Origin of the sequence: Pseudomonas sp. 32_A (assembly GCF_017490905.1) — a bacterium.
GTDB lineage: Bacteria > Pseudomonadota > Gammaproteobacteria > Pseudomonadales > Pseudomonadaceae > Aquipseudomonas > Aquipseudomonas inefficax.
The window spans coordinates 69,257-83,495 of sequence record NZ_JAFGYI010000027.1; the positions used below are offsets into that span (position 1 = coordinate 69,257).

Annotated in this window: 14 protein-coding genes; 5 read left to right on the forward strand and 9 right to left on the reverse strand. The window is 63.4% G+C overall.

Features of this window, described 5'->3' with window-relative positions; translation table 11 throughout:
- Nucleotides 1-101: 101 nt before the first annotated feature.
- From cueR to J5M58_RS17295, 3 genes are read right to left on the reverse strand one after another with little or no spacing between them, the layout of a single operon-like run.
- Nucleotides 102-512: a Cu(I)-responsive transcriptional regulator gene (cueR, locus tag J5M58_RS17285; protein WP_112254155.1), complete on the reverse strand. Its 411-nt coding sequence runs from the start codon at nucleotides 510-512 to the stop codon at nucleotides 102-104.
- Nucleotides 509-2,908, reverse strand: coding sequence for a heavy metal translocating P-type ATPase (locus J5M58_RS17290; RefSeq protein ID WP_207878862.1), 2,400 nt, complete (start codon nucleotides 2,906-2,908; stop codon nucleotides 509-511). The genes cueR and J5M58_RS17290 overlap by 4 nt, the downstream gene beginning before the upstream one ends.
- Nucleotides 2,909-2,960: 52 nt before the next feature.
- The gene (locus J5M58_RS17295) at nucleotides 2,961-3,347 is read right to left on the reverse strand and encodes a hypothetical protein (protein ID WP_112254157.1); all 387 of its coding nucleotides are present in this window, start codon (nucleotides 3,345-3,347) and stop codon (nucleotides 2,961-2,963) included.
- Nucleotides 3,348-3,491: 144 nt separating this feature from the next.
- Here J5M58_RS17295 and J5M58_RS17300 point away from each other — a divergent pair, with 144 nt between their 5' ends.
- Nucleotides 3,492-3,689, forward strand: coding sequence for a heavy-metal-associated domain-containing protein (locus J5M58_RS17300; RefSeq protein WP_087503147.1), 198 nt, complete (start codon nucleotides 3,492-3,494; stop codon nucleotides 3,687-3,689).
- A gap of 228 nt (nucleotides 3,690-3,917) precedes the next feature.
- The gene (locus J5M58_RS17305) at nucleotides 3,918-5,099 is read left to right on the forward strand and encodes a multidrug effflux MFS transporter (protein WP_207878864.1); all 1,182 of its coding nucleotides are present in this window, start codon (nucleotides 3,918-3,920) and stop codon (nucleotides 5,097-5,099) included.
- On the opposite strand, the gene J5M58_RS27980 is transcribed toward J5M58_RS17305, so the two are convergent.
- The gene (locus J5M58_RS27980) at nucleotides 5,050-5,247 is read right to left on the reverse strand and encodes a hypothetical protein (protein ID WP_133970167.1); all 198 of its coding nucleotides are present in this window, start codon (nucleotides 5,245-5,247) and stop codon (nucleotides 5,050-5,052) included. The two genes, J5M58_RS17305 and J5M58_RS27980, sit on opposite strands and share 50 nt — an antisense overlap.
- Before the next feature lie 487 nt (nucleotides 5,248-5,734).
- Between J5M58_RS27980 and J5M58_RS17310 the strand changes: the two genes are divergently transcribed.
- On the forward strand, nucleotides 5,735-6,448 hold the full coding sequence (locus J5M58_RS17310; RefSeq protein WP_112254160.1) for a helix-turn-helix transcriptional regulator: 714 nt from the start codon (nucleotides 5,735-5,737) through the stop codon (nucleotides 6,446-6,448).
- Between the two features lie 20 nt (nucleotides 6,449-6,468).
- On the opposite strand, the gene J5M58_RS17315 is transcribed toward J5M58_RS17310, so the two are convergent.
- The 5 genes from J5M58_RS17315 to J5M58_RS17335 form a co-directional block, all read right to left on the reverse strand.
- Complete coding sequence (locus tag J5M58_RS17315; RefSeq protein ID WP_112254161.1) at nucleotides 6,469-7,416, reverse strand: adenosine deaminase; 948 nt, start codon at nucleotides 7,414-7,416, stop codon at nucleotides 6,469-6,471.
- An 86-nt stretch (nucleotides 7,417-7,502) separates the two neighbouring features.
- The gene (locus J5M58_RS17320) at nucleotides 7,503-8,189 is read right to left on the reverse strand and encodes an SDR family oxidoreductase (protein ID WP_112254162.1); all 687 of its coding nucleotides are present in this window, start codon (nucleotides 8,187-8,189) and stop codon (nucleotides 7,503-7,505) included.
- Between the two features lie 473 nt (nucleotides 8,190-8,662).
- Complete coding sequence (locus J5M58_RS17325; protein WP_112254163.1) at nucleotides 8,663-9,247, reverse strand: YigZ family protein; 585 nt, start codon at nucleotides 9,245-9,247, stop codon at nucleotides 8,663-8,665.
- A 9-nt stretch (nucleotides 9,248-9,256) separates the two neighbouring features.
- Nucleotides 9,257-9,919 (reverse strand): TetR/AcrR family transcriptional regulator, encoded by a 663-nt coding sequence (locus J5M58_RS17330; protein WP_112254164.1) that lies wholly within the window; start codon nucleotides 9,917-9,919, stop codon nucleotides 9,257-9,259.
- Between the two features lie 89 nt (nucleotides 9,920-10,008).
- On the reverse strand, nucleotides 10,009-10,926 hold the full coding sequence (locus tag J5M58_RS17335; protein ID WP_025337589.1) for a LysR family transcriptional regulator: 918 nt from the start codon (nucleotides 10,924-10,926) through the stop codon (nucleotides 10,009-10,011).
- A gap of 118 nt (nucleotides 10,927-11,044) precedes the next feature.
- Between J5M58_RS17335 and J5M58_RS17340 the strand changes: the two genes are divergently transcribed.
- Nucleotides 11,045-12,391, forward strand: coding sequence for an aspartate aminotransferase family protein (locus J5M58_RS17340; RefSeq protein ID WP_112254165.1), 1,347 nt, complete (start codon nucleotides 11,045-11,047; stop codon nucleotides 12,389-12,391).
- 71 nt (nucleotides 12,392-12,462) lie between these two features.
- On the forward strand, nucleotides 12,463-13,956 hold the full coding sequence (locus tag J5M58_RS17345; RefSeq protein WP_207878866.1) for a CoA-acylating methylmalonate-semialdehyde dehydrogenase: 1,494 nt from the start codon (nucleotides 12,463-12,465) through the stop codon (nucleotides 13,954-13,956).
- Nucleotides 13,957-14,239 lie beyond the last annotated feature (283 nt).

The following is a 14,239-nucleotide window of genomic DNA, read 5'->3' on the forward strand; positions in this document are numbered from 1 at the left end:
TTAATGTAGGAAAACGCCCGTATTTATTGGAGAAAGTCGCAGTTGGTGACTATTCGGTCGTGTTTGGACGTATATGGCATACCAAAGGATTGCGGGCTGGCTCAGTGACAGCAGCCACCCGCAGCGCCATTGGCCAGGTCTTTGAGGATCGGGCAGTCCGGGCGCTCGTCTCCCTGGCAGTGCGATACCAGTTCGCCAAGGGTATCGCGCAGGCTCACCAGCTCTTCGATGCGCCGGTTCAGGTCATCGATGTGCTGCATGGCCAGCGCCTTCACATCGGCGCTGGCGCGCTGGCGGTCCTGCCACAAGGTCAGCAGCTTGCCGACCTCCTCGAGGGAAAAGCCCAGGTCGCGGGAGCGCTTGATGAAGGCCAGGCTGTGCAAGTCTTCCGCCTGGTACAGGCGGTAGCCGCTGTCGCTGCGCGTGGCGGGCTTGAGCAGGCCGATGGACTCGTAGTAACGGATCATCTTGGTGCTGAGCCCGCTGCGACGGGCGGCCTGGCCTATGTTCATGGGGCCTCCTGGTTGTTGCTGATGGGTTTCCAAGCCTTGAGCCACAGCGCGTTGCTCACCACGCTGACGCTGGACAGGGCCATGGCGGCGCCGGCCAGTACCGGGTTGAGATAACCCAGCGCGGCCAGCGGGATGCCGATCAGGTTATAGATGAACGTCCAGAACAGGTTCTGGCGGATCTTCGCATAGGTCTTGCGGCTGATTTCCAGGGCGGCCGGTACCAGGCGGGGGTCGCCGCGCATCAGGGTGATGCCGGCGGCCTGCATGGCCACATCGGTACCGCCGCCCATGGCAATGCCGATATCGGCGGCGGCCAGAGCCGGCGCATCGTTGATGCCATCGCCAACCATGGCGACCACACCATCCTGCTTGAGCGCGGCCACGGTCGCGGCCTTGTCGGCTGGCAGCACTTCGGCATGCACGTCGTCGATGCCGAGCGCTTCAGCCACCACTTTGGCGCTGCCGCGGTTGTCACCGGTCAGCAGGTGGCTGCTGATGTGTTGCGCGTGCAGGGTATCGATTGCCTGCGCGGCGCCGGGCTTGAGGCTGTCACCAAAGGCGAACAGGCCCAGCACCCGCGACTGCGCGCCGCGTTCTATCAGCCATGAAAGGGTGCGCCCCTCGGCTTCCCAGGCCTGGGCCTTGGCGGCCAGGTCACCGGGTGGCAATGCGCTTTCGTCGAGCAGGCGGCGGTTGCCCAGCGCCAGTTCACGGCCTTCCACGCGCCCGGCGATGCCACGCCCGGTCAGCGACTGGCTGTCGGCGACGATGGGTACCTCCAGACCCTGTTCGGCACAGGCATCCAGCACCGCCTTGGCCAGCGGGTGTTCACTGCCGCGCTGCAGGGCGCCGGCCAGGCGGTGCAGGTCGGCGTTGCTGCCCACCTGCGCCTCGCTGTGGACCACTCGTGGGCTGCCGGAGGTGAGGGTGCCGGTCTTGTCGAACACCACCCGGTTGACCGCATGGGCACGCTCCAGGGCTTCGGCGTCCTTGATCAGAATGCCGTGGCGGGCGGCGACCCCGGTGCCGGCCATGATTGCTGCGGGCGTGGCCAGGCCGAGTGCACACGGGCAGGCGATGACCAGCACGGCGACGGCATTGATCAGCGCGGTTTCCAGCGGTGCGCCGGCCAGCCACCAGCCGACCAGGGTGATCAGCGCCAGTACCAGCACGGCCGGGACGAATACCTGGCTGACCCGGTCGACCAGCTTCTGGATCGGAGCCTTGGCCGCCTGGGCGTCTTCCACCAGGCGGATGATGCGTGCCAGCACGGTTTCGGTACCCAGTGCCTGGGTACGTACCAGCAGCCGGCCTTCGCCGTTGATGGCCCCACCGGTGACGCTGTCCCCTGGCTGCTTGGGCACTGGCAGGCTCTCGCCGCTGATCAGGGCTTCATCGGCATGGCTGCTGCCGTCTTCCACCACGCCATCGACCGGGAAGCGCTCGCCGGGTTTGACCAGCACCAGGTCGCCGAGGCGCAGTTGGGCAATGGCCACGTCTTCCTCCCGGCCATCGACCAGGCGCAAGGCCCGTTCCGGGCGCAGGGCCTCGAGGGCACGGATGGCGCTGGCAGTCTGGCGCTTGGCACGGCTTTCCAGGTACTTGCCCAGCAGTACCAGGGCAATCACCACGGCCGAGGCTTCGAAGTACAGATGAGGGGCCATGCCGGCGGGGGCTTGCGCCCACTGGTAAAGGCTCAGGCCGTAGCCGGCGCTGGTGCCCAGGGCCACCAGCAGGTCCATGTTGCCGGTACCGGCGCGCACGGCCTTCCAGGCGGCCACGTAGAACCGCGCGCCGAGAATGAACTGCACCGGTGTGGCCAGCAGGAACTGCACCCATGCTGGCAACATCCAGTGCATGCCAAACGGTTGCACCACCATTGGCACTACCAGCGGCAGGGCGAGCAGCAAAGCTGCGCCGACCGCCAGGCGTTCGTTACGCAGGCGGCGTTGGGCAGCGTTTTGGTCGTCCCTGGCGGTTTGCGGCAGGCTGGCGCTGTAACCGGCCTTTTGCACGGCGTCGATCAGCTGGTTGTCGTCGAGGGCAGCGAGCACTTCGAGGTGCGCGCGTTCGCTGGCCAGGTTGACGCTGACCTGTTCAACTCCCGGCAGCTTGCCGAGGGCGCGCTCTACGCGGCCGACGCAACTGGCGCAGGTCATGCCGCCAATCTGCAGTTCGACGGTGCGGGTGGGCACGCCGTAGCCGGCTTCGCGTACGGCATCGACCAGTGCGGGCAGGCTGTTGGCCGGGGCCTGGACCCGGGCCTGTTCGGTGGCGAGGTTGACGCTGACCTGTTCAGCGCCGGTGACCTTGCGCAGGGCGCGTTCGACCCGGCCAGCACAGCTGGCGCAGGTCATGCCGGAGATCGGCAGGTCGTATGTGGTGGATGCGGGCATGGCTCTCCTCCTTGGACAGGCCTCCAGCATCAACCTTGCCACGCAGGTAAGGTCAATAGCCCAGGCCGGCTCGCTTCAACTCCAGCCCATGTTGCCCCATGGCGATCCGGTATTTGTTGATCTGGCCCGCCTGCAGGTTCAGTCGCGTGCTGCGTTGGTCCTCCACACCGGGGGCGCAGCCGGGCATTTGCCCGGGAAGCAGGCGCAGGCGCACGTCCACCGGGCCGGGCGGCAGGTTGAACGAAGTGGACTGCTCCTGGAACACGCGCCCGGAGAGCTGATCGTTGAGGTAGATGCCGATTTCGCAACTGGTGGCCACCTCCAGGCGCTCCCGGGAAATGATCAGCACGCTGTAGTCCGAGTTGCCCTCGGCACTGGCCGGTGGCACTGCAGCCAGCGTGCTCAATAGCCCGACGACGCCCAATGCTGCCCTGAACATGAAGAATCTCCTGCTTGCCTGATCATCAAAGGCGCAGCTTGGCCGACGCGAGCGCGGATTTCCACCCCGGCTGTAGTCGGCAAGTCTTGACCTTGCCCCGATGGCAAGCTTGAAACTCTTGGAAAACCTGAAGGAGATAACCCCATGCAAGTGTTCAATGTACAAGGCATGACCTGCGGCCATTGCGTGAAGGCCGTGACCCGGGCGGTGCAGGAGCAGGATGCTGCGGCCAAGGTGGAGGTCGACCTGGCGGCCAGGCAGGTGCGGGTGCAGAGTGAATTGGCGCAGGAGCAGATCCTCACGGCCATTCGCGATGAAGGCTATCAGGCCGAACTTGCCTGAACACTTACCTGTGGGAGCGGGCGCGCCCGCGAACACCGGCGCAGCCGGTGCCATCCACCGCGGCGCCTGCTTCGCGGGCACGCCCGCTCCCACAGGGACCTCGCCAGCCCGTGGGTTGTGAGCAAGGCAGTTGCCCTTGCAGGGGTCAGTTTGTTGCAAATGTTTTCGTACTGAAGGGGTCCACAGCAGGTAGAATCGAGCACTTGCTTAGCCTGCTATGGATTCCTGATGAACCTGCGAATGGTGCTCATCCTGGGCGCACTCAGTGCGTTCGGGCCCTTGGCGATCGACTTCTACCTGCCCGCCTTCCCGGCCATGGCGCAGGCGTTCGCCACCGACGAAAAACATGTCCAGGCCACCTTGGCCGCCTACTTCCTTGGCCTGTCCATCGGGCAACTGGCCTACGGACCGGTGGCTGACCGCTTTGGCCGACGCAAGCCGCTGATGTTCGGGGTGACCCTGTTCACCCTGGCATCCCTGGCCTGTGCCTATGCCCCCAACCTCGACACCCTGGTGCTGGCGCGTTTCGTCCAGGCGTTGGGCGGTTGCGCCGGGATGGTGCTGTCGCGGGCCATCGTCAGTGACAAGTGCGACCCGGTGGCCTCGGCCAAGGTGTTCTCGCAACTGATGCTGGTCATGGGCCTGGCGCCAATCCTGGCACCGATGCTGGGCGGGGTGCTGGTGAACGTGGCCGGCTGGCAATCGATCTTCCTCGCCCTGAGCCTGTTCAGCGCCGGCTGCCTGTTGGCGGTCAGCCTGGGCCTGCCGGAAAGCCTGCCCGAGCACATACCGCGGCAACCGCTGTCTGGCGCCTTGCGCCAGTACTTGCGCCTGTTCGCTGACCGGGCGTTCATCGGCCATGCCCTGACCGGTGGTATCGCCATCGCCGGCATGTTTGCCTACATCGCCGGTTCACCTTTCGTGTTCATCAAGCTCTACGGCGTGCCGGCCGAGCATTACGGCTGGTTGTTCGGCACCAATGCCGCCGGCTTTATCCTTGTGGCGCAGGTGAATGCACGCTTGCTGGCCAAACGCGGGCCGGCGTTCCTGCTGGCGCGTGCAGTGTGGCTGTACCTGGCTGCGGGCCTGGTGTTGCTGGGCGTGGCGGCAATGCATCCAACACAGCTGTGGCCACTGCTGGTACCGCTTTTCGTCTGCATCTCCAGCCTCGGCTGCATCATCCCCAACGCCTCTGCCTGTGCCATGAGCGGGCAGGGCGCACGGGCCGGCAGTGCCTCGGCGCTGATGGGCTGCCTGCAGTTCAGCGTCGCCGCCGGCGCAGCGGCGCTGGTCGGGCTGCTGCATGATGGCAGTGCGGTGCCGATGGCGCTGGTGATCAGCCTGTGCGGGGCGCTGGTGGTCAGTGTCGCGCTGCTGACCCGACGCTTGTCGGCCAAGGCTCCCGCATAAGCGGGTGAGGTGCCTGCAGGCGGTTTTCCAGCGTGGCGACGAAGGCACGCGCCTCGGCCTCGCTGCGGAAACTGACCACGTGTTGATCGAGCTGGACCTGCCAGGGGCAGGCTGGGTTTCGGCTCGACGCGCTGACGACAATTTTCATCGCGGCATACCTCCAAAGGGGGAGAGCGGATGAAGTGTAGCGTTACACCTTCTGCCTGCCATGACCTGCATCAGTGACCTGACTGACGGTCGGCGGAAACGTTTTCTACATGTTTTTTCCTGCTTGGGACGCAATGCCCGCAAGCCCGTGGAACCTTCGCTTTAGCTTGCGCTACTTGTGGAAATTGGTTGTCGGCCGCGTCCGAAGTTGCATCCGGTGTTTTTTCCGCCTGTCGTTTCCTTGCTCCTGCCATGTGTGCCGGGCTGCTTGCCCGCGCGGTCCAGGCAGGTTTCGCGCACAGTTTCGCTGCTTGCCATGGGTAGGTATACCCAGTGGTTTTTTGCCGGTGGTGCCACTGCGTGGCGCTGCCTGAATGGCGTTTTTTGCGGCTTATACTGGCGAACCAGGCCAGTGCCAGCGAGAGGCGCTTCCCTGCCAGGGGTGGCCATCGCATCCACAAAGTGAACTTGCAGGGAGTTACAGGGACATGAACGCAGCCAGCAGTATCAGCCAGATTGCCAGCCTGATGGCCGACCCCAAGCGCAGTGCCATGTTGTGGGCATTGATCGATGGCACGCCGCGGCTGGCCAACGAACTCGCGGTAATGACAGGCCTGACCTCGTCATCGGCCTGCGCTCACCTTTCGTTGTTGTCGTCGGCCGGCTTGCTCCGGCATGAAGCACGGGGCCGCAAGCGCTATTTCCGGCTGGCCACCCCGCAAGTCGGGGCAGCGGTGGAGGCCTTGGCCAGTGTCCAGTTGGAGAGCGCCAGGGGGGAACGGGCCAAGGCGCCGGTATCATCGCTGCCCATGTCGATACGCAGGGCGCGTCGCTGTGGCGATCACCTGGGCGGGGAACTGGCCGGTGAGCTGTATCACCGTCTGGTGGTGGCCGGCTGGCTGGAGGGTAGTGGTCGACAGCTGATGGTAAGCGAGGAGGGGCGGACGCAGTTGGCTTTGGTCGGGGTCTACATCGACGCCTTGGCGCCGCATCAGCAACGCGGCTGTGTGATCTGCCGCTGCACCGAGTGGAACGACCAGGGGCCGCACCTGGGCGGCGTGCTGGGGCAGGCCTTGTTCCGGCTGTTCCTGCAATCTGGCTGGATGCGCGAGGCCGAGGATTCGCGGGCATTGCATATTTCTGCGCTGGGTATCCAGCAGATCAATCGCATTGCCCGCGTGGCGACGTTACAGGTTGGTTGAGCGCAACGTCGCCGTTCCAGTCACACCAATCGCGCGTCCAGGCTGTTCTGCGCCAGTCGGCGGGCCTGGTCTTCGGTCATGCCCAGGTGGGTGTGCAGGGCCATGAAGTTCTCGGTGACGTAGCCACCGAAGTAGGCCGGGTCATCCGAGTTGACGGTTACCTTCACGCCGCGCTCGAGCATGTCGAGGATGTTGTGCTGGCTCATGTGGTCGAACACGCAGAGCTTGGTGTTCGACAGTGGGCACACCGTGAGCGGGATCTGCTCGTCGATGATGCGCTGCATCAGCCGCTCGTCCTCGATGGCGCGCACGCCGTGGTCGATGCGTTTGATCTTCAGCAGGTCCAGGGCCTCCCAGATGTATTCGGGTGGGCCTTCCTCGCCAGCATGCGCCACGGCGACGAAGCCTTCGCTGCGGGCGCGATCGAACACACGCTGGAACTTGCTCGGCGGGTGGCCCATTTCCGAGCTGTCCAGGCCAACGGCGATGAACGCGTCGCGGAACGGCAGCGCCTGGTCGAGGGTTTTCTGCGCCTGCTCTTCACTGAGGTGGCGCAGGAAGCTGAGGATCAGGCCACTGCTGATGCCGAGCTGTTCACGGCCGTCCTTCAGCGCCTGGTTGATGCCGTTGAGCACCACTTCGAAGGGGATGCCGCGGTCGGTGTGGGTCTGAGGGTCGAAGAACGGTTCGCTGTGGATGACGTTCTGCGCCTTGCAGCGTTGCAGGTAGGCCCAGGTCAGGTCGTAGAAGTCCTGCTCGGTGCGCAGCACGTCGGCGCCCTGGTAATACAGGTCGAGGAACTCCTGCAGGTTGTTGAAAGCATAGGCACCGCGCAAGGTCTCCACATCGGCCCAGGGCAAGGCGATCTTGTTGCGCTCGGCCAGGGCGAACAGCAGCTCGGGCTCCAGCGAGCCTTCCAGGTGCAGGTGCAGTTCGGCCTTGGGCAGGGCGTTCAACCAGTCATACATAGTGGGTCATCTCGATCAGGTACGGTTGCCGCCATTCTACAGAGCCTGGCCGGGCATTGCGCCCGGCCAGGCTGCGACCTGGTGAATCACCAGACCAAGGGTTCGCCCTTGTAGTTGATGAAGCGAAGGCCAGCGTTGCCGCTTTGTGCCTTGATCTGTTCGAGCATGCCGCGGGTGCTGGTCAGTACGTCGATCTCGGCGTTTTCGCCACCCATGTCGGTTTTCACCCAGCCAGGGTGCATGGCCAGCACGCACAGGTCGGGCCGTTGCTGTTCCACGACAAAGCTGTTGATCATCGAGTTCAGGGCTGCCTTGCTGGCCTTGTACAGGCAGATTTCGCCGCCGTCGGGGATAGTCACGCTGCCCAGGATCGAGCTCATGAAGGCCAGCACGCCGCTGCCTTCGCGTACCTGACCGACCAGGCGGCGGGCCACGCGGATAGGCGCCACGGCGTTGGTCATGAACAGGTCGCCGATGTCCTTGTTCTGCACCGTCTCCAGGTCTTGTGGCAGGGGGCCCATGACACCCGCGTTGACGAACACCAGATCGAACACCTGGCCTTGCAGGCGTTGCTTCAGGCCATCGAGCTGGGCCGTGTCGTTCATTTCCAGCTGTTCGATGCGCACGCCTGGCACATCCGCCAGGGCGCCGGGCTGCTGCGGGTTGCGCACGGTGGCGGTAATGTTCCAGCCGTCTTCGTGCAGGCGTTGCACCAGGCCCAGGCCCAGCCCGCGCGAGGCGCCGACGATAAGTGCGGTTTTTGCGTTAGCCATGTGGATGCGCTCCGTGATCGGTTGGCGAGGAAAGGTATTGAGGATAATGCACCGGGGCCGCTTTGCGGCCCATCGCGACACAAGGCCGCTCTTACAGGAGTATGCGATCCCCTGTAGGAGCGGCCTTGTGTCGCGAAAGGGCTGCAAAGCAGCCCCGGCAATCTCAAGCCTTGCCCGCTAGCTGGTTAAAAAACGATCAGTCGCCCCGTAGCCTTGCGTGGCCGGGCGCTTCGCCTGTTGACGCACGGGTTATCCACAGGCTGTTCCACAGTTATTGTGTGCAAGCTGAGGAGCCGCAGACTGGCGCTTGCGGCCTTGCGCTGGGGATAACTCCCGCGCATTCAGCACGTTGCGGCTGTCATCAAACAGTGATCAAAATATGATCAAAGCTCTGCGGGCCTTGAAAACATTAGCCTGCAAGCGAGTGCCCCAAGCTTATCCACAGGCCGGCCCACAGTTGCTGTGGGCAATGTTCAACGTGCTTCGAGCAGAATGCGCCCGCGGCTCAAGTCGGCCAACTGCTGCTGCAGTGGCGCAAGGTGGGTGTCGCCGAGTGCAATCAGCAGGTCCACGCCATTGGCGGTGAATTGTTCATCCAGGACCAGGCCGTCAACCTCCGCCAGGCGCAGCTTCACCAGTGCCAGTTCGCTGAAACTGCAACTGCAGGTGAATTCGCTGCGCTGCACCAGCAGCCGCTTGGGGGCCTGTTGCAGGCACTTGTTGGCGCCGCCGCCATAGGCCCTGGCCAGGCCGCCGGTGCCCAGCTGGATGCCGCCGTACCAGCGGATCACCAGCACCACCACTTGGTCGCAGTCCTGCGCTTCGATGGCTGCGAGGATCGGCCGCCCCGCGGTACCGCCAGGTTCGCCGTCATCGCTGCTGCGGTATTGGGCGCCAAGCTTCCAGGCCCAGCAGTTGTGGGTGGCGGCCAGGTCGCTGTGGCGTTCGATGAAACTCATCGCATCGGCGGCACTGCTGATCGGCCCGGCCAGGGTGATGAAGCGGCTTTTGCGGATTTCCTCGCGGTATTCGCAGAGGTCGAGCAGGGTAGAAGGCATAAATGACGATCAGGCAACCGGCTTGATGCCGCAGCCCTTCAGAATGATGTGGATAAGATTGTTGCTCGCGTCTTCCATGTCCTGTTTGGTCAGGCGGCTGCGGCCGGTTACCTGGCAGATCTGGGTGGCGAAGTCGGCGTAATGCTGGGTACTGCCCCACAGCAGGAAGATCAGGTGTACCGGGTCGACCGGGTCCATCTTGCCGGCTTCGATCCAGGCTTGGAACACTGCGGCCCGGCCGCGGAACCATTCGCGGTAGTCGGCACTGAAGTACTCACTGAGGCAGGTGCCGCCGCTGATCACCTCCATGGCGAAGATCCGCGAAGCTTGCGGGTTGCGCCGCGAGAACTCCATCTTGGTGCGGATGTACTGGCTCAGGGCTTCGCCAGGGTCGTCGTCGACGCTCAAAGCGTTGAAGGTGCTGTCCCACAATTCGATGATGTTGCTGAGCACGGCAATGTACAGGCCCAGCTTGTTGGTGAAGTAGTAATGCAGGTTGGCCTTGGGCAACCCCGCCTTGAGGGCGATGGTGTTCATGCTGGTGCCCTTGAAACCATGGCGGGCAAACTCGTCTTCGGCGGCCTGGATAATGGCCTGTTCGTTCTTCTGGCGGATGCGGCCCGCGGGCTTGCCCGAGGCGGAGAGGCGATGCGCAGGGACTTCTAGGGTCATGGACGATTCCGTACGGGTCAGTGGCTGCGGCTGTCGACAAGATTACCTGCCTGTGCCGAAGTGACAAGCGTTTGCGGCACAGACTGGCATCAGCGTGTCGCAGCCAGGCTTTCGAGGAAGCTTTCCAGCACCAGGTTCGGCCGCCGGCCCTTGCGCGTTACCCAGCTGAGGCTCAGGTCATAGAAGCGTTGCCGGGGCTTGAGAGCACGCAAGCGACCTTGCTGCACCCAGAACGTGGCGTAGTGGTCTGGCAGGTAGCCGATGTAGCGCCCGGTAAGAATGAGAAACGCCATGCCTTCGCGGTCCGAAGCGCTGGCCGTGCAGTTCAGCGCCTGGTAATGCGCCTGGATTTCAGCCGGCAGGCGGAAGGTGGGAGTGATGGCTTCCTGGCTATTCAGGCGGTCGTCGTCGATCTGCTGGTCGTCGGCATAGAACAGCGGGTGGCCGACCGCGCAGTACAGCAGCGAGCGCTCGCTGTACAACGGTTGGTACTCGAGGCCCGAAAGCGGGCTGGTCTGCGGCACTACCCCGACATGCAGGCTGCCATCGAGCACGCCGTGCTCGACCTGACTGGGTGCGATCATGCGGATCTGGATTCGCACATCGGGCCCGCGGTCCTTGAGTTCGGCCAGCGCGTGGGTAATGCGCATGTGCGGCAAGGTCACCAGGTTGTCGGTCAGGCCAATGTTCAGCTCGCCACGCAAATGCTGGTGCAGGCCATTGACCTCTGTGCGGAAGCTTTCCAGGGCGCTGAGCAGTTGCAGGGCTGAGTGGTAGACCTCGCGGCCTTCTTCGGTCAGCGAGAAGCCGGCGCGCCCGCGTTGGCATAAACGCAGGCCGAGCCGCTGTTCGAGGTCGTTCATCTGCTGGCTGATGGCCGAACGGCCAATGCCCAGCACGTTTTCCGCGGCCGAGAAGCCGCCGCACTCGACGACACTGCGGTAGATCTTCAGCAGGCGGATGTCGAAATCGCTGACTTGGGCGAGTGGATCGGGGCGTCGGCTCATTAGTTTAGTCAGGGCCTGTCTGAAGATTAGAAATGTTGGCTTTTTCAGACTTTATCGCCGTGCCAATTTAGCTGCAACAACATCCATCGTTGCCTAATCGTCTTCCGAGGAACCGCCGATGAACATGCCCGAAACCGCTACCGCCGGTATCGCCAGCCAGCTCAAGCTGGATGCCCACTGGATGCCCTACACCGCCAACCGCAACTTCCAGCGCGACCCACGCCTGATCGTGGCGGCCGAAGGCAGCTACCTGTTCGACGACCAGGGGCGCAAGATCTTCGATGCCCTGTCCGGCTTGTGGACCTGTGGCGCCGGGCATACCCGCAAGGAAATCACCGAGGCGGTGGCTCGCCAGATCGGCACTCTGGACTATTCCCCGGCCTTCCAGTTCGGCCACCCGCTGTCGTTCCAGCTGGCCGAGAAGATCACCGAGCTGACCCCGGGCGACCTGAACCATGTGTTCTATACCAACTCCGGTTCCGAGTGTGCCGACACCGCGCTGAAGATGGTGCGTGCCTACTGGCGCCTGAAAGGCCAGGCGACCAAGACCAAGATCATCGGCCGTGCCCGTGGCTACCACGGCGTGAACATCGCCGGCACCAGCCTCGGTGGTGTCAACGGTAACCGCAAGCTGTTCGGTCAGTTGCTGGATGTCGACCACCTGCCTCACACCGTGCTGCCGGTGAACGCCTTCTCCAAAGGCATGCCGGAAGAGGGCGGTATCGCCCTGGCTGACGAGATGCTCAAGCTGATCGAGCTGCACGACGCCTCCAACATCGCTGCCGTGATCGTCGAGCCGCTGGCGGGTTCGGCTGGTGTACTGCCGCCGCCGAAGGGTTACCTGAAGCGCCTGCGTGAAATCTGCACCCAGCACAACATCCTGCTGATCTTCGACGAAGTGATCACCGGCTTCGGCCGCATGGGCGCAATGACTGGCGCCGAAGCCTTCGGCGTGACCCCGGACCTGATGTGCATCGCCAAGCAGGTGACCAACGGCGCCATCCCGATGGGCGCGGTGATCGCCAGCAGCGAGATCTACCAGACCTTCATGAACCAGCCGACCCCGGAATACGCCGTGGAATTCCCGCACGGGTATACCTACTCGGCCCACCCGGTAGCCTGTGCCGCCGGTATCGCCGCGCTGGACCTGCTGCAGAAGGAAAACCTGGTACAGGCCGCCGCCGAGCTGGCGCCGCACTTCGAGAAGCTGCTGCATGGCGTGAAAGGCACCAAGAACATCGTCGATATCCGCAACTACGGCCTGGCCGGTGCGATCCAGATCGCAGCCCGCGACGGTGATGCCATCGTGCGTCCTTACGAAGCGGCGATGAAACTGTGGAAGGCAGGCTTCTATGTACGCTTCGGTGGCGACACCCTGCAGTTCGGCCCAACCTTCAACACCACGCCGCAGGAGCTGGACCGCCTGTTCGACGCAGTGGGCGAAACCCTGAACCTGATCGACTGATCTTTCCGATTCTGATGCCAGGCGCGTGAACACATCGCGCCTGCCTCAACCTTCTTTATCTGGAGTTTTGCATGAGCATTGTTCAGCACCTGATCCACGGCGAACTGGTTACCAAGGGTGAGCGCACCGCCGATGTCTTCAACCCGTCCACCGGCCAGGCCGTGCGCAAGGTCGAACTGGCCAGCCGCGCGACCGTGCAGGAAGCGATCGACTCGGCCAAGGCGGCCTTCCCGGCCTGGCGCAACACCCCTCCGGCCAAGCGCGCCCAGGTGATGTTCCGCTTCAAGCAACTGCTGGAGCAGAACGAAGCGCGTATCTCGCAGATGATCAGCGAAGAGCACGGCAAGACCCTGGAAGATGCTGCCGGCGAACTGAAGCGTGGCATCGAGAACGTCGAGTTCGCCTGCGCCGCACCGGAAGTGCTGAAAGGCGAGTACAGCCGCAACGTCGGCCCGAACATCGATGCATGGTCCGACTTCCAGCCGCTGGGCGTGGTTGCCGGTATCACCCCGTTCAACTTCCCGGCCATGGTACCGCTGTGGATGTACCCACTGGCCATCGCCTGCGGCAACGCCTTCATCCTCAAGCCTTCCGAGCGCGACCCGAGCTCGACCCTGTTCATCGCCCAGCTGCTGCTGGAAGCCGGCCTGCCGAAGGGCATCCTCAATGTGGTGCACGGCGACAAGGAAGCGGTGGATGCGCTGATCGAAGCGCCGGAAGTGAAAGCCTTGAGCTTCGTCGGTTCGACCCCGATCGCCGAGTACATCTACGCTGAAGGCACCAAGCGCGGCAAGCGTGTGCAGGCCCTGGGTGGTGCGAAGAACCATGCGGTGCTGATGCCGGATGCCGACCTGGATAATGCCGTTAGCGCACTGATGGGTGCTGCCTACGGTTCGTGCGGTGAGCGTTGCATGGCCATTTCGGTGGCGGTGTGCGTGGGTGATCAGGTGGCCGACGCCCTGATTGCCAAGCTGGAACCACAGATCAAGGCGCTGAAGATTGGTGTCGGCACCTCGTGCGGCCTGGACATGGGCCCGCTGGTCACGGCTGCTGCCCGTGACAAGGTAGTAGGCTACATTGATGACGGTGTCGCTGCTGGTGCCAAGCTGGTGGTGGATGGCCGTGGCTTCCGTGTGGCCGGTAATGAGGATGGCTACTTCGTTGGTGGCACCCTGTTCGACAAGGTGACCCCGGAGATGCGCATCTATAAGGAAGAGATCTTCGGCCCGGTGTTGTGCGTAGTGCGTGTGAACAGCCTGGAGCAGGCCATGCAGCTGATCAACGATCACGAGTATGGCAACGGCACCTGCATCTTCACCCGTGACGGTGAAGCGGCGCGCCTGTTCTGCGACGAGATCGAAGTGGGCATGGTTGGTGTGAACGTGCCGCTGCCGGTGCCGGTGGCTTACCACAGCTTTGGTGGCTGGAAGCGCTCGCTGTTCGGTGACTTGCATGCCTATGGCCCGGACGGTGTGCGCTTCTATACCCGCCGCAAGGCGATCACCCAGCGTTGGCCGCAGCGGGCCAGCCATGAGGCTTCGCAGTTTGCCTTCCCTAGTTTGTAAGGGATGAGCAGAAGCGGGGAGGCCGACAGGCCTCCCCGCTTTGTTTTTCAGCGATATTAAAGTTTCTTGAAATTAAGGGTTGACGCCCTCTCGAATCCCCTTATAATGCGCCCCACTTCCAGCGACATCGGAACGAAAAACTCCTTGTTCATCAAGGGGTTAAGTAGTTAAGAAGAAGCTGAAAGCGCTACGATCAACTGATCGACAGCGGTTGAGATGATGGTTGACAGCGCTTTTAAACGCTGTATGATTCGCCTCCCGCTACGAGAGATCGCAGCGAGTC